The following is a 20,992-nucleotide window of genomic DNA, read 5'->3' on the forward strand; positions in this document are numbered from 1 at the left end:
TTGTTGATTATTTTTAAGGCGTTTTATCTACGACCTTTAATTCCTAATACCGATAAATTTTTTCTTTTTTAAAATCCATGTTCCTTTCTTCGTTAGTATCCAATTTAACGCAATTTGTTGTGTATCCAACAAAGTAATCGATATTGTTGATAATCTTTAGGAAAGTCTGGTGATGAAACAATGCCGAAAGTAGATAGAAGAGTTGTCAAAACTCAGGAAGCGATAAAAAAAAGCACTGCTTGGACTTTTGAATGAAAAAAATTTCGATGACATTACCATTCAGGACATTTCTGACAGAGCAGATGTTAACCAAAGTACCGTCTATCTTCACTACTTGGATAAATTTGATCTATTAAATAAGGTCATGGAAGAACATATAAACAATATGGGTAATTTTTGTGAGTCGGCAACTGAAATGGATTTTATAGAGTCAACTGTACACTGTATGGAATACCTTGAGAGTAATTATTTATTCTTTTCGACGATGTTGCCGAGTGAAGGAGCCCCATATTTTCGTAGTCGGTTCCTTAAGTTTAATATCGAAGAGTTCAAGAAAGATCTGGACATTACAAAAAGAAAAAATTATGGGCATAATGCAGATGTGATTGTGCAATTTATCGCAAATGCTTACGTAGGGATAGCGGAATGGTGGTTAAAGAATGGAATGCCTTATCCACCTCGTATCATGGCAGATGAAGTGGGAGATTTGTTAGAGAGGCTCGTATAGATATTTCAAGAAGGAATTCGAAGTATCATTAAGAAAATTAAATTTGCTCCGATAATTAAAAGGCTAGGTAAATCTCATGCCTAGCCTTTTTTGATCCATTGAGTCGTACTTAAAGCCGCTTTTTTCTTTTTTTTGCTCTTTGGTTATATGGTATAAATCAATAAAATAATGTTATTGAATGTTGAATCAAGTCCTTATCTAGAAAGTTGTTGTGTAGGAGTAAACATGTAGGTTCTTAGAAAAATAGTTACCAAACTTAGTATCAATGATAGGATTCCCACCAATACGACATATTGTGTACCCATTTCTGATATAAATAAACCGCCTGCAGCTACACCAAATGTTACTCCTAAGTTAGCTGATGTTAGAAATAAACCATTAGCGAAATCAGGAGCTTCGGGAGCCGAAGACATAATCCAATATTGATTAATATTCGCCCCTATACCAGCTAATATTCCCCAAATTAAAGTAATGATTGCCATAGGTACGGTAAACTGTCCTGTGAAGAATAATATGATGTAAACAGCCCCCAATACAAAAGGAAAAGATATTACAGATTTGATGGCACTATGAGTAAGTAACTTCCCTGCCACAATGTTTCCAATAATATTGGCCCCACCGTAGATGAATAACATTAAACTAATTGCATTTGAAGACATATTCGTAACAGTTTTCAGATATTCAGCAAGATAACTATAAACTCCAAATACGGCTGAGTTTAATAAAATGACAGCCGCAATGGAAAGCCATGTAATTGATTTTTTTAATACGCTTAATTGAGCTCCGTAAGAAAGTTTTTCCTTAACAGGCATCGATGGTACAAATAATACTGTAGCAATAAATGCTATAGTATTAATAACAGCAAAGAATACCATCGCCATTTGTAAAGAAGTTGCACTAGCAATAAAACTTGCGATTGGTACACCGACTACCATACCCGCAGATACACCAATAAAAACTTTAGAAACAGCTTTTGGAGCTTCTTCTTTGCTTACTGAGGCAGCAGCTACTGTAAAAGCCAACGAACAATAAATGGGATGAAAAAAGGCTGGAACTACACGAGCAAGTAATGCAATGGTAAAGTTAGATGTAAAGATGGAGACAATGTTCCCCAGAACGAAAACACCAAGTACGAGTAACATGACCTTCTTCCGATTTATACCCGAAAACAATAACGGCATCGTTGGACCTGCTACTGCAACAGTAAGGGCAAAAAGACTCACCAGCAGCCCTGCTGTAGATACACTGATATTATAGTGGTCAGCAAGAGAAGGTAAGATCCCAATAACACCCATTTCAGTATTTATGATACCGAAAACTCCGAGGGTCAAAATATATATAAGCAAATTATTTCCTTTAGCCAATATTTATACCTCCTTTAATGATAAGTCTAGAAGTTATTAAGAGGAACGTAAATCATACAGAACATACCTAGCTAGCTTTTTCTTCATTCTCAGAACAGCACACAATGAAAGTCAGCAAAATACTGCTTTTTAACTTCACTTATCTCTATCCTTCATAAATCAATTCAGGACTAAGGAATACAGTTTCCTTTGAAAAAAATTGAATTAAAGCCTTGGATGATTAGCAACTACATTTAATCCATTTTTTCAAGTTTCACTGTAAAATCGCCATCTTTAGGAAAGTTTGGTGACCTAAAATGTCGAAAATAGATAGAAGAATAACCAAAAGCCAAGAAGCCATTAATAAGGATTTTATTGAACTGATTTCTGAAAATCCGATTCAATAATTCATTTGATGTCCTTCACTTTTAAAGTTATTTCAGTTTTTTTGAACTGCTTTTTTCTCTTGCCTCTGTATAAATTTCAAAGCATAATGTGTCCCACAAACATAGATTCCCATGATAGATAGGTAGTCAATTAAGAATTTTATAGTGGAATCATCATTGAACCAACTACCAAATGGGTTATAAATGATTAGCTTAGAACCAATCTCTCTCTCAAAGGAAGTATGCATCCCATAAGCAACAATTAACACCGCCAAAATACGCAACCCTACGGTGAGAATACGGCTAGTGCCGGTAATTCCCGTCATCCTCCGCACTGAATTGACAACTATAGCCCAGGAAAAACCTATATGAACTGCCATGATGATGAATCCCCAATAGGCAGTTTGAACATGTAATTGCCGTAGCGTCATGTCGTTTTTTATAGGAATATTGGGAAATAAATCACTTGAAATCAGCACAGCGCTTATCATCATCAAAGCCATAGTTACAAGAAAAAGGATATTGATCCCTATTTGTAGAATGCGCCGTAAATTATGCGTTCCCTTAAAAATTGCTTTATACCAACGTCGATTTAATAAGTTATGGACGAAAAATAATATCAGTACCACAACTCCTACTATTTCATGAATTGTATTTCCGGTAATATGGTAAGCAATGGCTATCAACATGAGAAATGTCATAACAAGGTCATTTCCTAGCTTGAATAACATCTTTAAATTCAAAGCGTGTACCTCTTTCTATTAAATATTAACGCTGGATTGGATGTGTCCATAGTAGACCCGTAAATACCTTTAATGGCAACATATCCATTAGCTTTTATATTGCTGTAAATACAACCTCAAAAGTACCTCCTGAATTTTATTCGTTTTTTCCTCATCATCTATTAAACTAATTTCTTCTTTATTAACATCCTCCTTATCATCTTTCATATTGGCGGATATCTTCCAATGCTCAGAAGGAATAGCTGCGATTGTGGTTTCTGAACTGCCGTTTTTTGATTGTGAAATCTCTCCTAAATCAAACTCTTTCATCTGATCCATCGAATTCAAATAGTCATCTCTTAACTGATTGGCATGGCAGGCAAAGCAGCGACCAATATTATCTTCTCTCACTTTTTTATCAGGAGTAAATGCTTGGTATTCCCATTCCCCATTACGTTCTTCCGGCGAATATTGGGAACCCCATCCGGTACGTTTTTCCATCACTAAATATTGATCAAGCTCTCCGTCCTTATATCCTACAAGAGTAATAACGGTGCCGCTCGGAAGCTCCTCTCCGTTCTGTACTGCTTCAATCGCTTCCTTACTATTTATATAGATGTCTTCATGAATATCTCCTCGATCGTAAGTGGCAAACACGATCCCCTTTTCAAGGTCTTCAGGGAATTTAACAAGGTTAGCCCCAGATCCAATCTCAGCGTATTCCCCAGATTTAGCCCCAGAGGAATTCTCTTCTTGTTGAGAAATGTCCTTTGTACCAGTATCATTGTTGTTGCAAGCAGTAAGGGTGAGGGCTAGCAGCAACGCAAATGAATGAAATAATCGTTTTTTCATCCCGTTTTCCTCCTCCAAGTTTCGTTTTATTGTCTCGTAAATTCATCGTGACTTGGCTTCTACCTGACTATTAATCCAAGTTGAATATCGTTGTCTTTAGATGGTAAGGGAATTACTTTCATACTGATTTCTTCTCTATTCGTTATATCCGCCAAGCATAAAAAACTCCATTATATGGTAATGATTAACAACACCCTTCTAATCTACATAACGTATGGAATTCTATTCAGACAAAAAAGTGTGAATCCCGACAAGATATGCGGGATTCACACAGCGATTTCACTCAAAGTACCATTGGCACACAAAGCTCTCTACGATCTTCAACACAAGCATTATTTTTTCTTCAGATTTTCTTTGAAGAAGGACTCAAGCTTGTCAAAAGGGATTAAATTCACCCGGTCGTACAGATCCACATGACCTGCGCCCGGAACAATGTAGAGTTCCTTCTGTTCGCCTGCTAGCTTGTAGGCGTCTTCGCTGAACTCTCTGGAATGAGCGTTTTCACCCGCGATGAAAAGCATCGGACGAGGAGAAATCGTCTCTATGTCTTCGAACGGGTAGAAATTCATGAACTTGACGTTACTGGTCAGTGTCGGGTGTGTCGTGAGTTCAGGTGACGAGCCCTTAGGAGTGAATTCGCCCCTTGGAGTGCGGTAGAAGTCATAAAACTCACGCTCAATGGCAGTAGAGTTTTCATTTAGCTCATGTACTGTCCCACTGGTGTATTTGGTTTCACCGCCCGTGAACTCTACATAGCGTTGCTCGGCTGCCTCTGCAATGATCTTCTTTCTTTGCTCAAGTGTCAGGGAATGCTTAAGCCCATTACGGTTGGCAGCGCCCATGTCGTACATACTGACTGTCGCAATGGCTTTCATGCGCGAGTCGATCTTGGCTGCGCTGATGGCAAAGCTTCCGCTGCCACAAATCCCGATAACACCAATCCGATCCCTGTCAACAAACTGCCGGGTGCCCAGGAAATCCACCGCAGCACTGAAATCCTCGGCATAGATATCCGGCGAAACAGCATTGCGAGGCTGACCCTCGCTCTCTCCCCAGGAAGACAAATCAAAGGACAAAGTAACGAATCCCCGTTCAGCCATTTTCTGGGCATACAGATTCGCACTTTGTTCTTTTACTGCGCCCATAGGATGCCCGACAATGATCGCGGGATTTTTGGTGTTCTTCTTCAAACCTTTGGGAATAAAAAGATTCCCAACAACATTCATGTTGTATTGATTTTTAAACTCAACCTTCTTCATGGTTACCTTGTTGCTCTTGTAAAAATTGTCTGCTCCATTGGACATGTCCGGCGTGTATGCAGCGCCAACGCTGGTCTTGGATGCAACGATGGTCGCGGATAAAAGCAAGCCCAGTGCTATCACTGTGAGTACACGCGTGATAATAGATTTTTTTTTCATTTTAAAATAACACCCTTTCTTATTTTTGTTTTGAAAATAATTCTTTTGTAACTATCATGGTGTACATTGACTTCGTTCAAAAAAGAAAAGCATCATTGATTGATTAATCAACATCTGTTTATAATTATAAATAGAAACACGATGCTCACAATGGTTAAATGAACGCAATTCGTTGATTACTCAACAAATCAATAAAAATTGTTGATTATCTTAGGAAAGTCTGGTGACCAAACAATGCCGAAAGTAGATAGAAGAATAACCAAAAGCCAAGAAGCCATTAAAAAGGCTCTTATCGAACTGATGTCTGAAAAAAATTTTGATAACATAACTATTCAGGACATTTCTGACAGGGCAAACGTGAACCGAGGAACCATCTATCTTCATTACTTAGATAAATTTGATCTATTAGATAAAATCATGGAAGAACATATAAACAACATGAGTAATTTTTGCGAGTCGGCAACTGAAATGGATTTTATAGAATCGACTGTACACTGTATGGAATACTTTGAGAGTAATTATTTATTCTTTTCGACGATGTTAGCGAGTGAAGGAGCTCCATATTTTCGTAGTCAGTTCCTTAAGTTTAATATCGAAGAGTTCAAGAAAGATGTGGACATAACAAAAGGAAAAAATGACGGTCAAAATGAAGATGTAATTGTTCAATTTGTTGCAAATGCTTACGTAGGGGTAGTGGAATGGTGGTTAAAGAATGGAATGCCTTATCCACCTCGTGTCATGGCAGAAAAAGTGGGGGATTTGTTAGAGAGAATTGTATAGTTACCTACTATGAAAAACCTCCCTTAAATTAGTGAAAAAGAAAAGGATAATTTCTTTGGACGAGGCTTTTACTAGGATACCTGTCTCTTAGTATTCATTAAAATCACATTGTGAATCATTTTACTTAAGCGGGTGCTTTAGTGGAACAAGCCAATCTAAAAAAGTCGAATCCTTAGCGTTGAACTGCACCCCAATTGTTAGACACAACTAACAATTGGAGGTGCAGTTTTTTATGGCGAGATTTACTTCAGAAGAAAAAATACAGGCAGTAAGACAATATATAGATGGTAATGAGGGAGGACAAACAATTGCTAAATCTATTGGTGTTCATCCGAGTTTACTCCATCAGTGGATTAAACAATTTGCACTTTTTGGTGATGATGCTTTTGAAAAACGCTATACACCCTACCCCGCACAGTTTAAACTAGATGTACTCAATTATATGAACGAACACGGGACGTCTATCAGGGAAACTGCGGCGATTTTTAATATTCCATCTTATGAAACGCTTCGAAAATGGAAAGTTGCTTATGAAACAGAAGGATTTGATGCCCTACAATCAAAGAAAAAGGGGCGTCCATCCATGAAAAATAAAAATAATAAGACATCAAATACTCATGTACCCGATGAAGGGTCAATAGAGGCTTTACAGGCAGAGAATGAACGTTTACGTATAGAGAATGCCTATTTAAAAAAGTTGAATGCCTTAGTTCAAAACAAGGAAAAATCACCAAACAAGACAAAGCACAAGTAGTCTATGAATTAAGGAATGCATTCCCGGTGAAAGCACTTATACAGCTAGCAGACATTCCGCGTAGCACGTATTACTATTGGGTGAAAAACTTCGGTCGTCCTGATCCAGATGCAGAACTGAAAGTATTGATTAAATCTGTTTTCGATGAACATGAAGGTCGGTTTGGTTACCGTCGTATTCGTGATGAACTTAGAAATCGCGGACACCAAGTAAACCACAAAAAGGTACAGCGTATCATGAAAGAACTAGGGCTAAAATGTCTTGTCCGTATGAAAAAATACCGCTCTTACAAAGGAACTGTGGGCAAGATTGCTCTAAATATTTTAGATCGTAATTTCAAAGCTGAAAAACCAAATGAGAAATGGGTTACGGATATTACAGAGTTTAAATTATTTGGAGAAAAGCTATATTTATCGCCGATATTGGACTTATTTAATGGAGAAATCATTACGTATACAATCGGTTCAAGACCAACCTACTCACTCATTTCAACGATGTTAGATCAAGCTTTTGAAAGTTTAACAGACGACGCTACTCTCCTTATTCATTCCGATCAAGGCTGGCATTATCAAATGAAACAATACAGTAATGCCCTTAGGGAACGTGGCATTACGCAAAGTATGTCTCGCAAAGGGAATTGTTACGATAACGCTGTTATGGAAAATTTCTTTGGTATCATGAAATCGGAACTTCTTTATCTAAAAGAATTTGAAAGTGTGGAACACTTTAAACAAGAACTAGAAAAATATATAGAATACTATAATCACAAACGAATCAAGGCAAAATTAAAAGGCATGAGCCCGGTACAATACCGAGCTCATGCCCAACGGGCTGCCTAATGAAATAACCTGTCTAACTTTATGGGGTCAGTTCACGTACGGGAATTCGACTTTTTCAGGTTAAAATTCGCTTAGCGTACAAAATTTCCGAAATGTTGGCGGTACCCCTACTCTAAATAACCAGGAGTTCAGTTTCGAAGATTCAATCTCACTCAGGTAAGACCAAGCCTTTAATCTGAAAGAAGTTTAAGTTATAAAAGTCTGTTTGATATTTATGTAAAGTTAACGAACATCCTTTGCAAGCAGATGGAATATTAATTGTAGCACCTTTGAAATTTTCTTCTGACTTTGTTGTACTTCCATCGTATATGATTACTTCGAGCAACTGAAATTGAGTATGCCATCTCCATTCTTAAAATGAAATTCGTAACTACCGTCCTCATCGTTACCATCAATATTCGCTGAGTATTTTCCAGTCCAACTCTTACTTTCTCCGGTAAGGTTTATAAATTCATTGCTGCATCCAGTCAAAATCAACAACAATAAAGCAGTATAAAATATTCTTTTCATATTAGCCTCCAATTTCTCAGCAGTGCTCTTACTACACAAACGCCCCCTTTAACGGAATAGTATTTTTACAATTTTTTCTTTTTGAATCGCAAATTAACATATACAAGTAGGATTGCAATTATCGAAATTATTATTGAGTATTCTAGTATCATAAAGAAAAAATCTGGATAAGAAGTTTCTTCATATGAACCCATACCGTTTACATCTTCTGTGATCTTTGTTCTATCTAAGAATACTAACAACAATGAAAAAGAAGTAATAAATGAATATATAGCAGTTTTAACAAAAATTTTCTCCATAATAAATCCCTCCATCTATGTAACGACATTTAATTCTTCTTCAACAATCCTGCCCTTTTCTGGAATAACTTACAAATTCAAGATGAACTATCTAATTTCCTTTCTTCCTCCAGAATCTGGCCCTTTACTTCAATACTAAGAGGCGACACTTTGTTAAGTAATCGCCCCCGATTGTTGAATATCATTTATGTTGTCTTATCGAAGAAAAGCGCCCGTTTGCTTAATAAGAAAAAATCCTACATTATCAAAAATCCACATATAAACGGTTAAAGTTTTTTCAAAACATCGGATCCTACAAGACTTTTATCCTCAAATCTCGTTGAGAGAACAATTAGGGTCGTTGAAAATCCAAATGCGTTGCAAACATCAAGAAATCTTGCCAATGATTCACTCGTTTCTGTTAACACCTTCATTAGATAATTATACTCTCCGCTGGTTCTGTAAAGATCGATAATCTCAGGGGACGCTTCACCGAAAGTTTCGAAATCCTTGCAGTTATTCGTTTTAAACAAAACGAATGCGATTGTATGCTTACCAAGCTTATGTGGAGAAAGCTCTGCCCGATAGCCCGTTATGACCCCTCGCTCCTCCAGCTTCCGAAGTCTTTCCGTTACAGCTGGCTGCGACATCGCGATCATTCTGCTCATCTCGGAAATGGGAATCCGGGCGTTATCCTGCAGCGTGGCCAAGATTTTATAATCGATTTGATCCATAAACACGACACCTCATTTTTAAAAGTTATTGGCCTGAAACGAATAAAAAATTAAGTTTTGAAGTCCAATACTCCTTAATAATCTTATTTAAAATGTACGTTATCTCTAATAAAATGACAATAACAAACCTTAAAGGAGATTGAGAAATATGACAATGACATTAAACGAAACCAGAGCGACTGATGGGTTAAACTTTTTCACGACCAGTGATGGAGTTCGGATTGCTTATCGAATCGAAGGATCAGCCAGTAAGCCTGTATTGATGCTTGCGAACTCCATCGCCACCTCGATGAACATGTGGGATGGCCAGCTAGCTGAATTTTCTCGGCATTTCCGTGTGCTTCGATACGACTATCGTGGGCATGGCGACTCGGATACGCCCGCCGGTCCGTATTCGTTCGACAGACTTGGACGGGATGTTATCGAACTGCTCAACGCGCTTCACATCGACCGTGTGCATTTCCTCGGGCTGTCGTTAGGCGGTGTCATCGGACAATGGCTAGGCATCTACGCTCCCGATCGGATCGATCGGCTGATTCTGAGCAATACCTCCTCCTACCTGGGGCCGGCCGAGCAATGGGAGGGCCTAATCGCCTCTGTGCTGCAACCAGAGAACCTGACCGAATTCGCCGATATGTTCATGAAGAACTGGTTCCCTTCGCATATGCTGGAGTCGGAGAACGCGCTCGTCACGTCGTTTCGCAAGATGGTGCTCGCTACTCGTGCTCAGGGAATTGCAGGAAGCTGGGCTGCGATCCGTGACATGGATATGCGCCGGACTGTCGCCCTTATCAACAGCCCGACACTAGTCATTGCTGGCCAGTATGATACAGTGACGCTTCCCAGCCACGGCGAATTGATCGCTGAGACGGTGCCGAACGCGAAGCTCGTCATGCTGCCAGCAGTTCACCTGTCGAATGTGGAGTATCAAGCCGAATTCCTGAGCGCCGTGCTCGAATTCCTGCAATCGAAATAAGGAAAAGGGTCCACGTGCGAATGAAATGGGCGGGAATCCATTTTGAAAAAAGTATTATGGATAAGATAAAGTTTTATTAGACCCCATAACAACTTTATCTTTTATTCAACTAAACTTCCTTGGAATCGATAAGTCCACATTTTCCAAAATGTTTTTTAATAACCGATCTTTCTCATATTCAAGAAAATGGCCCTAAAAAGGAAAATGAGCGCTTATCCTTGTTCTGATCTGACCCCTGTCAAGTAGACACAAAAAATAAGCGCAGTTAAGAAGCCTGACTTCTATATTCGATAGGAGTCAGGTTGTTTAGCTTGTTTTGAAACCTTTCGTGGTTATAAAAGAGAATGTAGTCTTTAATAGCCCTTCTAACCTCTTGTGAAGTTTTAAAAGTATGAAGGTTAAAACATTCTGTTTTTAAATGACTAAAGAAATTTTCCATACTAGCGTTATCCCAACAGTTGCCCTTTCTAGACATACTAGCTTTCATTTTATTTCTTGTGAGTAGCTGATTATAGTTATGGGACGTGTATTGGTATCCTTGATCACTATGGAGAAGGATTCCTTTTACATTCCTTCCTTTTATGGCTTTTTTAAGAGTATCCAAGACTAGCTTATAATCATTGCGTCTACTAATTTGGTACGCAACAACTTCGTTATTATATAGGTCTTTGATGGCAGACAAATATAGTTTCTGTCCATTGAAAATGAGGTACGTAATATCAGTTACCCACTTTTCATTAGGGCGAGAAGCGTAAAAGGCTCTATTTAAATAATTATTCGAGATAAGATAAGGTTCTTTCTTACCGTAATAAATTCGTTTCTTCCTGATAATTGCTTTAATACCTAGCTCACTTAGTAACCGTTGAACTTTTTTGTGATTAATGTGAATATCATAGGTCCTCTTTAACCAAATTTGTATTCTTCTATAGCCATAGATGCCCTTATATTTCTGATGACATTCTATTATTTTCTGCTTTAGCTTCTCATCCTCTATCTGCTTTTCCGAAGGTAATGCTTTACGCTTTACCCACTTGTAGTATCCACTTCTTGATACTTTAGCCAGATGGCAAAGTAGCTGTATAGAATGATTAGATAAATCATCAATGATTTGAAATAGATTACTAGGTTCTAAATCAATTCCCCCTTTCACATCTTTAAAAGCTTTTTTAACAGTTCGTTCTCAGCTTCTAATCGCTTTATTTTCTTTTGAGGATTTTCAATAGTAGATGAAGAGACTTTACCAGACCCACTTTTTCTTCCGCGTTTCTCCCTAAGACCAACAATTCCATCTTCACTAAACTGTTTAACCCACCGTTGTATGTTTTTTCGATGAATGTTTAATTCTCTGGAAACAGCTGAATAATTCTTCTTTTGATGATATAAATCCACCGCTTTTTTCTTAAACGATATATCATAAGTCTCTGCTTTTTTCTCCATAAAAAATACCCCCTCCTAGTAGACAGATTAATGCGCTTTTTTAAATGTGTCTACTATAAGGGGAGCATACCAGTTCCAGGATAGCGCCCTTTAATAAAATAACTATGAAGTCCTATCTTTAAATTTATTTCACCAAAAAATAATTCTTCCTTCGGTCAACGATTTGATGGCCACGCCCCCTGCATTTTTCTTAATTGAATAATTTGGCCTGTCTATCCTGCCCGATTGCTTAATACCAATTATTTCAAAATTAGGTGATTAACTCAATCTTTTATTCCATTAAAAAGGACACTTACCTTATTACAGATAAGCCCCCGATTGTTGAGGAGTGCAACCATCAATAAATAACCATACTCAGGGAAACTTAGATTGGAGCAATAAAAAAAGATGAAATTGTTTTCAAGTATTTTTATTTGTCTTGCTTCCAAAACTCCTAGGGTTCTCAATACTAAGATAAATAAAACTCATTGAAAAGCCTACAATGAATCCACCTAATAAGGCAAAGCCACTCCATTCAAAAATACCTCGTACTACAATATCATTCCAGAATACGCTTTTCCAATTTCCCCAAAAGAATGGATCATTACTATTAGATATATGTAGTTCTGGCCTAGTTGAAATCCCTATGATCCCTAACTGAATGGCATTGTATAAATAATAAAAAATTATTGATACAAGCCACGTTATCGAACTCGCAAGAGCGGACCTTACTTTTGATTTGGAAATTCGTGCTTCATAGAGAGCAATTGGGAATAGAGGTACTAACCAGATACCATATGTTAGTATTGTCCATAAATTCTCCCCTTGAATTAGCAAACGGGAAACAAAACTATGGAAATAAAAATCAAATACACCAAATACTATTCCAATAACTATATAGATGAACCAACGTATTTTCACTAAGTCATTACCTCTCTTTAGATTAGATTTTTTCACCTTCAAATTGAAGTCAGAATAACAATATCTATTTGCATAAAAAAAGCCTATCTTGTTCCAGATAAGCCCCCGATAGCGGAATAAGGTTTCTTTGAAATAGTTATAACTCCAAAATAAGCTCCTCAACTTCATTACCACGGAATTCTACGTAAAAAGGCTGAACATCATCGTTTAAACAATACTCAATTCTTTGTCTGAAATTTTTCCAAGTGACCATTTCTAAAGCTACACTTATTGGAAAAAAACCAACTTCTAAACTCTCAGAGCTAGTAGTGGGTTCTCCTCCAATAGCTTTACCCAAAAATAGTGTATTACAAATTGAACGGTCTACATTTTGAAAAACTCCACAAAATTTAAGAACTTGGATGTCTATACCTGATTCTTCCTTGGCTTCTCTAATGGCAGCTTCCTTAAGAGACTCTCCTTCTTCAACTTGACCGCCAGGAATTTCCCATCCCCTCCGTGGTCCTTTAATTAATAGAATATGTCCTTGTTCATTTAATACTATAGTAGCTGCTGAAACGATATGTTTTGGTGGTGTCATATATATATATTTCCTCCATCATTTTTTCGTGTTGACCAATAAATTAATACAATTCAACAAGAAGGAGCGTTAACCCTTCTTCAGTTAACGCCCCCGATTGTTGAATAAGCTCCTTTTGTTACTTCGAAATCAATCAGTCACTTTTTCCGGTACGATATTTAAAATAATTAAATATACTTTTTCATTATTGAATTCACCTACAAAGACGACTTGATGAATTTCTAATGCTTCTCCTTTTTTAGAGGATGGAGTTCCATCGCTGCTTTTTATTAAGTGTTGCCTTTTTTCCATAATCATTGAAGTTTATTTTCATGGTAGTTCAAGAAGAGATACAGGCTTCACGTTCAAAGTTCGCAGAAACCCACTTACCCTCGCTCCGAAAGAGCTCTAGTACTTGTTCTCGGTTGCTTGGTGGCTTCTCTATCCATTTCAGTAAGGTGCGGATGATAGGTTCCTTATGTTGAAAGTAATGGATAAAAACCTCAGACTGCTCGTGAAGTCGTGTGGACCAAATCTGAGATCGCACCATCACCATTGAATAGTAAGTTCGAATAATCTTACGAACAAAGCCTTGTAACAGTGTTTTAAACTCCTCTTCGGAGGCTGCTTGTAACCGGCTTATTGTCCGAGAAAGAACTTCGCGAATATCTCCATTAAAACTTATCGCTATCTCCGATGTGAGTTTGTAAGGACCGAATCGTTCTCGAAGATCCTCTCCGTGGACACAAACACAGAGTTCCTTAAGAAATGCCTGTTCGAAGTAATTCGCCGGATCAACCGCATAGTCGTAATTTGCAACTGCTATTCCAACATCGCGAACCAAAGAGTGATAATTTCGAGACAATGCTTTAGTAAGCGTCTTTAACTCCGCCAACTCTTCAGCACTCAGCGTACCATTGAACATAACTAAAAGGTCCAGATCTGACTTAACCGCCACAGCTTCACCTCTTGCAACACTGCCATATACATAGACACTATGCACTAGATGTGGAAACAATGCTTTTAACTTTTCGACACACTCTCGAATACATGGAAAGTAGGCATTATCAATCTTCTCCAAAGCAACGTCACTGATAATGTACCCATCCGAGTCTAGCCCATATCCAGCTTGTAGACTCCCCATTTCAATCTTCCTCCTACGTATTAGTCGTTACTCTGTCGCTAAACTGCACTTTAGTGTAAGTACATTTCTTAACAATCTCATACCAGCATTAACATAAATATCCAGTTTCGTTTGAAAGTCTTATTCCATTAAATGGGCCGTTTGCGGAAGAAAAATAATTTCGGATCCTCCACAATCCTGCCCGATTGCTTAATACCAATTATTTCAAAACAAGGCTGTAATCACAATGATTATTTTCACAGAAAAAGAAGCTTATCTTGTTCAAGATAAGCCCCCGATTGTTTATCATTTATGTTGTCTTAGCTAGCGGCAGTTAGCACCAGCTTGTTTTAATATTCTTTATGGCGTGAACTGCTCGCAACATAACCACTAATGGGAAGGATTGTTGCGGATTAACTTCTTCTGCTAAAGGCAGGAGATGATTGGGTGATGTGTACCGAGTTTATTTTCTTGTGACTTTTAACTGGATACTGTTGGACTTATAGATAACCTTCACTTTGTACTTGCTTGGTAAACCCACGGTCTCAATAGAAGAAAATACTCCATGACGCTTATCATAGGTTATGATAGTGGAGCCGTCAGCTGGTACATAATTGTCCGAAAAATTGAGACGTAATTTCCCTTTAGGCATTGCCTCGCCCTTAATTTTGAGCAGATCATTTTTACTGCTAAGGTTGAGCTCGAGTGTGCCCTTGGCAGATTGTATGTAATCTCCTCCGATGATCAGCTTTCCTGAAACATCTTCACTAAGGGTGCCCCCGTTGTTCGTAACATCGCCTCTCCCGAAAGCTGTCTCCGAATTACCCTCAAGTGTGCCTTGGTCAATCTGTGTACTGCCGGAGTATGTATTGTTACCCTCCAGCTTTAAAGTACCTGTCCCCTTTTTGGTCAGCTTTCCGGTGCCGGAGATATCGTTGCGCCAGCGATCCAATGCATGGAAACCACCTTTGGAAGAATCCATTGTCACTTTAACGTCATTGGCAAAAGCTCCATAACCATCTGCGGCGGCAAAGAGATTAAGTCTTCCCCATCCCTCAGCATCATCAAGCACGGGATAGCCGGATGGAAGTCCAGTAGTGGCCAAAACCCAGCGACGTTGCGTGCTGTCAAGGTAAGGCAAACGTGTTTCAAGTAGGACTTCAGCTCCCTTAGGAACCACCATTGGGTTAGTAGTTGAATTAATCTGACTAAATCCATATGTCAATCGTTGGGTATATTCTTTTTTGTTCTTGGAATAATTGCTGAACCTATCTGCTGCTGTACCGGTTTGCGTTAACAATTTACTTTGAGCATCATCATAAGCAGCCTTCTTCAAACTTTCATTGGCTGGATCAGACAGGATAGCAGCTGCCAACGCAGTTGCCATGACACGTCCTCCCATTACATCAAGCGGCGAATGCATACCGGCAACAATACGGTTGTTACCGAGTTCCGAAGCTCGTGTAAGCAATTCCTGGTAACGCTCTGGTACGGCATAGGCCATAGCAATAGCGGCGAGGTATGAGGCATTGGTATGGCCACTAGGAAAGCCTCCATCCTTGCTCGGATCAGGATTTATAGCGGGAATAAGGGTTGGAACAACGATTGAATTGCTACTCCAGCGAAACGGGCGAGGATAATTAAAGTACTCCTTAGCCGGGTTCGATGAAGAATTGCTACCGCGTAAAGTATTTACCAAACTCACTATATTACCAAGACTAGAACTCGTGCTACCTGCATTGGTTCCTTGATCATCATATTTTATAGTAGTGGCATCTGCTGGGATACTGTTGATCGTTGTAGTCGCTCCCGCGTTCATTCGATATACATCAGTAAGCGAACCAAGGCCATCGATGACGCTGTAGCTCTGTTTTCTACGATCATCGAAATATGCGGCATCTTCCTCACTGGAAGTACGGCTATCAGCAATGTCAACAACTTTTTGAATGTTGGCATCCAACACGCTACTGTTCAGTTTGGTACCTGTATCCCAGGTAGCTCCAGGAGTCCAAAGCTGATTATATCCGGAAAGCAGCCCGAGTGTCGGATTGGAATTTTCCGTCTTATTAGCAGAACTATTATTTTTGTAATTATCTACGAAATACCCCGAAGATGGGGGTGATGGCGGAGTTACTGTTGTTGGTATTGTTTCAGCACTCGCATAACTCCCTCCCAGGGAACTTAGTAGTAATGGCAGGGATAATAAAGCAACTGATAAATGCTTCCTTCGTAATTTCATTCCTAAATCATATCCTCTCTTGTTGTATGTCCTAAAAATAATATCTTTAATTTGTTAAATTAAGAGCATTGTTTTGTTAATGTTTTGTAACTTCTCCTCCCTACATTAAATCAATTGGATTTGAAAGAACTCTTTACTTTGTTTTTTATATCTGACAAAATTTCGGCTTTTGTTATAAAGCTAACCTGCCTCGTTCGTTTTAGTGAAAACCTTCACAATTTCCATTCTATATTTTGACATAAATACCCAATTATCAGAGGGACGTTCTTCCACAATCTGGCCCGATTGTTGATCAAACTCTTGAAACCACTCTTCAACTATCCTGCCCGATTGTTGAAGATCAAAGACTGTAAAAAAGGATTGCATTATCATTAGCATATGTATATTACAAATCCGTAAATTTTCAAAAAACTTTGGAAGGTATTTATTTACACAATATTGAATATTAAACAATCGTTTTAAAATATTGGAGGTATACACATGACTGGCTTAAACGCATTGATTAATTCAAAATTAATTGAGTCTTATCCTAAGTTACAGAAAGATTATGAAAGTTATAAGACTAGAAATCTTTCTTTAGATATGTCTAGGGGGAAACCAGGACCTGAACAACTTGCCTTGTCCATGGATATACTTGATACATTGAATTCTAAAGAGTCACTTAAAGTTGAAGAACATATAGATATTCGAAACTACGGATCAATAGATGGTTTAAAAGAAGCAAAAGAACTTTTTGCACAAGTACTTCAAGTAAGTACCAGTAAATTCAAGTCTTAGTATGATGCATGATACAATTTCTAGAGCATTACTTAAAGGTGTTGTAGATAGTAAAATCCCATGGGGGAAAGAGAATAAAATTAAGTTTTTATGTCCAAGTCCCGGGTACGATAGACACTTTGCTATTTGTGAATTATTCAACATAGAAATGATAAGAATTGATATGTTAAGTGATGGGCCTGATATGGATCAAATTGAAGAATTGGTTAGTAAGGATGAATCGATAAAAGGGATTTGGTGTGTACCAAAATATAGTAATCCAGAGGGGATTACTTACAGTGATAATGTTGTAAATCGACTTGTAAGCATGCCTACAAAAGCAAAAGATTTTAAAATCTTTTGGGATGATGCCTATACTGTCCATCATTTAACGGATGAACCCGACATTTTGAAAGATATATTAACTGCTTGTAAGCATGTTGGAAATCCAAACCGTGTGTTTATATTTGCTTCTACATCCAAAATAACATTTCCAGGTTCTGGTGTTGCTGTGATGGCTGCTAGTGAAGAAAACATTACTTTTATTAAAGAACAACTTGCAATTCAAACAATCGGTCCCGATAAAATTAATCAACTGCGTCATGTCCGGTTTTTTAAGGACTTTGAAAATATAACACTACATATGAAAAGGCATGCTCAATTAATTAAACCTAAGTTTGATATGGTATTAAACGTACTAGATGCTCAATTAGGTGATTATAAAATTGGATCGTGGAGCAAACCAAACGGTGGATATTTTATTAGTTTAAATACATTGGATGGATGTGCTACGGAAGTAGTTAATCTTGCATCTGAACTAGGTGTTACATTTACAAAAGCAGGAGCTACCTTCCCATACGGTATAGATCCTAGAGATCGAAATATTCGTATTGCTCCTACTTTCCCAACTCTAAAAGAACTAAAAACAGCTATAGAAGTATTATGTTTATGTATAAAACTAGTGAGTATTAAAAAGGTACTACTAGAAAAGTAATTTTAAGACCTTATCTGGTTTAAACCAAATAAGGTCTTTTTTCATCCCCTGCAACTTTATCTTCAAAAGAATATAAAGATGAATTGCTGTCCATTAATATTCAATTATTGCGCCCGATTGTTGAGCAATATCATTTATTATTTAAAATTTAATACCATAATATAGAAAAATATCTTAATTTACTACAAGGGAATTTATTAGTTATTATAAAACAAAACGTTTTTTATTGACAAAAAATTTTATTTATGCTATAATTTACAGTTAAAATATTCTTGTGTATAATAAGATTCTCCTGGCCAGGGGAATCTTATTTTTGTTATATGGGAGGATTTATGTATGAAGAAAAATGAATCAAGTTTAACTTCCTTAATATCATCCTTTGGTCGAGCATACCACAGTAAATATGACACACCCAAAATTTTTGATGATTTTATTGCAAAAGATTTAATTACCCAAAAAGAATTTGCAGATATTCGTGAGAACTTGATTAAAGGAATTCAATTCTTTAATAATGAAATTGCAAAGAAGTTTCAAGATCATCCAGATGAAATTTTAAAATAGATTACACAAGTTCAACTTTCTCCAACTCCTTTAGCACGTGCTGCCTATTGCGAAAATGTATTATTTCATGAAATGTTGCTAGGCGTTAAACAGTATGTCATTCTAGGAGCTGGATTAGATACCTTTTGTTTCCGACACCCAGAATTAAACGACATCTTAGAAATATTTGAAGTTGATTATCCAGCCACACAAGACTTTAAAAAGATAAGGTTAGCAAATGCTAATTATCAAATTCTAGATAATCTTCATTTTGTTTCAATGGATTTCACCAAAGAATTTACTGTTCAAAATCTTGTTGAAGAAGGTTTTATGCCTAACAAAAAAACTTTCTTTAGTCTTTTAGGTGTTTCTTATTATTTAACAAAAGAGGAAAATGCCAACTTGATTAATAAATTATTTACCAAAGTTCCATCAGTAAGTTCTATCGTTTTTGATTATGCAGACGACAAACTTTTTGAAGAAAAAGGAATGTCTGATAGAGTTCAAAATATGGTTCAAATGGCTTCAGCTAGTGGTGAGCCCATGAAATCATGTTTTACTTATGATGAAATGGAGAAAATGTTAGAAAACTCAGGTTTACTCATTTATGAACATTTATCACCTGTTACTATTAATAAACAATTCTTTCATAGTCGTACAGACTATTTGTCTGCATTTGAAACGATTCATTATATCCATGCTGTAAAAAAATAATATTTCGGTTAATAACAGACTTACCTCCCAATCTTCCCTATGATTGGGAGGCTGTACTCATTTTTATCTAAAATTTACATATTTTAATTTTTCTTACTATAAGTTATTCCACGATCTGGCCCGATTGTTGATCAAACTCTTGAAACCACTCTTCAACTATCCTGCCCTTTTCTGGAATAACTTACAATTTTCAAGAGACATCCTTTAAATTCCTTCTTTAATCCAGAATCTGGCCATTTAGAATAAAGAAAGAGCACAATTCTTGCTGCAGAATTGCGCCCGATTGTGGAAGATCAATAATATTTATAAAGGTTGTTAAAGCAACTCGTGCTTACGGAACGATAGCACTCTTTAGTTCAAAGAAAGAGCTATGTAAACAGCTCTCGCCCCTCAACAAACGTCACCTTTTTGAAGAAAAAATGGATTACTCTTCTCTTACCAAAACTCTTCAAAGTTTTATTTTTTTTCATGAAAAGCTAAGTTTACAGCTAAGGCACCTAAAACAGATGCCATGAACCAGCGTTGAATTTTAACCAAAAAGGGTCTTCTTCCAACCCAAACCGCGACCTGCCCAGCAAATAAAACAATGAGTAGATTTACAGCAAAGCTAACAAAAATTTGCACCGCTCCTAATTGAGCAGTTTGAACAAACAGTGAACCACTATTAGGATCCATAAATTGAGGTAAAAGTGAAACGTACAAGACCGCAATTTTTGGATTTAACAAATTTGTCATAAGGCCCATAACATATAGTTTTTTTGGTGACTCTACAGCTAAATGCTGTGGCTCCAGGATTGAACTTGCTCCTGGTTTTATTGCATTCCATGCTAACCACAACAAGTAGATAACACCTAACCATTTAATGATGTCATACATTACTGGGACTAATTCGAACAAGAAGGATAAGCCCAACATTGTAGCGATGATATAAATCAAAAAACCCGTGATTACTCCTAAAAGAGAAATAACCCCGTCCCTTTTACCTTGTGTAATTGTCCTAGATATTAAATAAATCATATTAGGACCAGGTGAACAGACCATCCCTAAAGATACTAGAGCAAAGGCTCCTAATGTTCCTAATTCAATCATTAAATCGCTCCCCTTTTCAATCATCACTATACACGTTAAATACCGTAAATATACTCATATTTGCTTCGTTAGCGCAATAAGATGATTATTCCACCCTAAGTTTACTGTAAATATCTGAAAAATAAATATGTTTTGCTAAATTTTCTTCTAGCACACTAATGCTTCGTTAGCACAATAAGAAAAAAGAGCTGCAGATCTATTAATTGATCTTCAACTCTTGCGCCCGATTGTTGAAGATCCTTTTAAAGTCTTTATTGAAGAAAAGCACTCGTTAGTTGAATAAGAAAAGCAATTCTTACTAATTCACTGGTAAATATACTTT

At 37.3% G+C, this 20,992-nt stretch carries 18 protein-coding genes and 3 pseudogenes; 6 read left to right on the top strand and 15 right to left on the bottom strand.

Translation table 11 applies throughout. The features are described 5' to 3' along the window. Positions 1 to 180 precede the first annotated feature (180 nt). Positions 181 to 727: pseudogene (locus QFZ72_RS15785) on the top strand (TetR/AcrR family transcriptional regulator). A gap of 194 nt (positions 728 to 921) precedes the next feature. Here the strand turns inward: QFZ72_RS15785 and QFZ72_RS15790 are convergent. The 4 genes from QFZ72_RS15790 to QFZ72_RS15805 all read right to left on the bottom strand — a co-directional run bounded on the left by QFZ72_RS15790 (position 922) and on the right by QFZ72_RS15805 (position 5,448). Beyond that, complete coding sequence (locus QFZ72_RS15790) at positions 922 to 2,091, bottom strand: MFS transporter (protein WP_307434996.1); 1,170 nt, start codon at positions 2,089 to 2,091, stop codon at positions 922 to 924. Positions 2,092 to 2,509: 418 nt separating this feature from the next. Next, positions 2,510 to 3,199 (bottom strand): DUF4405 domain-containing protein, encoded by a 690-nt coding sequence (locus tag QFZ72_RS15795; protein ID WP_307434999.1) that lies wholly within the window; start codon positions 3,197 to 3,199, stop codon positions 2,510 to 2,512. 87 nt (positions 3,200 to 3,286) lie between these two features. Then, complete coding sequence (locus QFZ72_RS15800; RefSeq protein WP_307435001.1) at positions 3,287 to 4,030, bottom strand: cytochrome P460 family protein; 744 nt, start codon at positions 4,028 to 4,030, stop codon at positions 3,287 to 3,289. 332 nt (positions 4,031 to 4,362) lie between these two features. Next, a complete protein-coding gene (locus tag QFZ72_RS15805; RefSeq protein WP_307435004.1) occupies positions 4,363 to 5,448 on the bottom strand; it encodes an alpha/beta hydrolase in 1,086 nt (361 codons plus the stop codon). Positions 5,449 to 5,682: 234 nt separating this feature from the next. Between QFZ72_RS15805 and QFZ72_RS15810 the strand changes: the two genes are divergently transcribed. Both QFZ72_RS15810 and QFZ72_RS15815 read left to right on the top strand, forming a co-directional pair. Continuing rightward, entirely contained in the window at positions 5,683 to 6,228 is a 546-nt protein-coding gene (locus QFZ72_RS15810; RefSeq protein ID WP_307435006.1) for a TetR/AcrR family transcriptional regulator, read from the top strand. Positions 6,229 to 6,460: 232 nt separating this feature from the next. Continuing rightward, positions 6,461 to 7,821 (top strand): IS3 family transposase gene (locus QFZ72_RS15815; protein WP_307435008.1). Its coding sequence is split into 2 segments (ribosomal slippage): positions 6,461 to 6,917 and positions 6,917 to 7,821, totalling 1,362 coding nucleotides; the frame shifts between segments, so codons are not numbered across the junction. Between the two features lie 312 nt (positions 7,822 to 8,133). Here QFZ72_RS15815 and QFZ72_RS29510 read toward each other — a convergent pair. From QFZ72_RS29510 to QFZ72_RS15825, 3 genes are all read right to left on the bottom strand, one after another. Continuing rightward, entirely contained in the window at positions 8,134 to 8,331 is a 198-nt protein-coding gene (locus QFZ72_RS29510; RefSeq protein ID WP_373464590.1) for a lipoprotein, read from the bottom strand. 65 nt (positions 8,332 to 8,396) lie between these two features. Continuing rightward, a complete protein-coding gene (locus QFZ72_RS15820; protein WP_307435010.1) occupies positions 8,397 to 8,630 on the bottom strand; it encodes a hypothetical protein in 234 nt (77 codons plus the stop codon). A 266-nt stretch (positions 8,631 to 8,896) separates the two neighbouring features. Continuing rightward, on the bottom strand, positions 8,897 to 9,343 hold the full coding sequence (locus tag QFZ72_RS15825; protein WP_307435012.1) for an Lrp/AsnC family transcriptional regulator: 447 nt from the start codon (positions 9,341 to 9,343) through the stop codon (positions 8,897 to 8,899). Between the two features lie 148 nt (positions 9,344 to 9,491). On the opposite strand from QFZ72_RS15825, the gene QFZ72_RS15830 reads away from it, so the two are divergent. Next, complete coding sequence (locus QFZ72_RS15830; RefSeq protein ID WP_307435015.1) at positions 9,492 to 10,319, top strand: alpha/beta fold hydrolase; 828 nt, start codon at positions 9,492 to 9,494, stop codon at positions 10,317 to 10,319. A 265-nt stretch (positions 10,320 to 10,584) separates the two neighbouring features. Here QFZ72_RS15830 and QFZ72_RS15835 read toward each other — a convergent pair whose 3' ends face one another. The 7 genes from QFZ72_RS15835 to QFZ72_RS15865 all read right to left on the bottom strand — a co-directional run bounded on the left by QFZ72_RS15835 (position 10,585) and on the right by QFZ72_RS15865 (position 16,577). Continuing rightward, positions 10,585 to 11,469, bottom strand: coding sequence for an IS3 family transposase (locus QFZ72_RS15835; protein WP_307430190.1), 885 nt, complete (start codon positions 11,467 to 11,469; stop codon positions 10,585 to 10,587). After that, positions 11,466 to 11,756, bottom strand: coding sequence for a helix-turn-helix domain-containing protein (locus tag QFZ72_RS15840; RefSeq protein WP_307430193.1), 291 nt, complete (start codon positions 11,754 to 11,756; stop codon positions 11,466 to 11,468). The genes QFZ72_RS15835 and QFZ72_RS15840 overlap by 4 nt, the downstream gene beginning before the upstream one ends. A gap of 399 nt (positions 11,757 to 12,155) precedes the next feature. Further along, positions 12,156 to 12,656 (bottom strand): hypothetical protein, encoded by a 501-nt coding sequence (locus QFZ72_RS15845; RefSeq protein WP_307435018.1) that lies wholly within the window; start codon positions 12,654 to 12,656, stop codon positions 12,156 to 12,158. Between the two features lie 136 nt (positions 12,657 to 12,792). After that, on the bottom strand, positions 12,793 to 13,236 hold the full coding sequence (locus QFZ72_RS15850) for an NUDIX hydrolase (protein ID WP_307435021.1): 444 nt from the start codon (positions 13,234 to 13,236) through the stop codon (positions 12,793 to 12,795). A gap of 129 nt (positions 13,237 to 13,365) precedes the next feature. Next, positions 13,366 to 13,533 carry a hypothetical protein gene (locus QFZ72_RS15855; protein WP_307435024.1) on the bottom strand — a complete coding sequence of 56 codons (168 nt, stop codon included), beginning with the start codon at positions 13,531 to 13,533 and terminating at the stop codon, positions 13,366 to 13,368. Between the two features lie 22 nt (positions 13,534 to 13,555). Then, positions 13,556 to 14,359, bottom strand: coding sequence for a nucleotidyltransferase family protein (locus QFZ72_RS15860; protein ID WP_307435026.1), 804 nt, complete (start codon positions 14,357 to 14,359; stop codon positions 13,556 to 13,558). A gap of 442 nt (positions 14,360 to 14,801) precedes the next feature. After that, positions 14,802 to 16,577, bottom strand: coding sequence for an acid phosphatase (locus QFZ72_RS15865; RefSeq protein WP_307435029.1), 1,776 nt, complete (start codon positions 16,575 to 16,577; stop codon positions 14,802 to 14,804). 480 nt (positions 16,578 to 17,057) lie between these two features. On the opposite strand from QFZ72_RS15865, the pseudogene QFZ72_RS15870 reads away from it, so the two are divergent. Then, positions 17,058 to 18,327: pseudogene (locus QFZ72_RS15870) on the top strand (aspartate aminotransferase type Ic). 336 nt (positions 18,328 to 18,663) lie between these two features. After that, positions 18,664 to 19,581: pseudogene (locus tag QFZ72_RS15875) on the top strand (class I SAM-dependent methyltransferase). A gap of 456 nt (positions 19,582 to 20,037) precedes the next feature. Here the strand turns inward: QFZ72_RS15875 and QFZ72_RS15880 are convergent. Continuing rightward, the gene (locus QFZ72_RS15880; protein ID WP_307435031.1) at positions 20,038 to 20,670 is read right to left on the bottom strand and encodes a LysE family translocator; all 633 of its coding nucleotides are present in this window, start codon (positions 20,668 to 20,670) and stop codon (positions 20,038 to 20,040) included. Positions 20,671 to 20,992: the final 322 nt, after the last annotated feature.

The organism is Bacillus sp. V2I10, from assembly GCF_030817055.1.
Taxonomy (GTDB): domain Bacteria; phylum Bacillota; class Bacilli; order Bacillales; family Bacillaceae; genus Bacillus_P.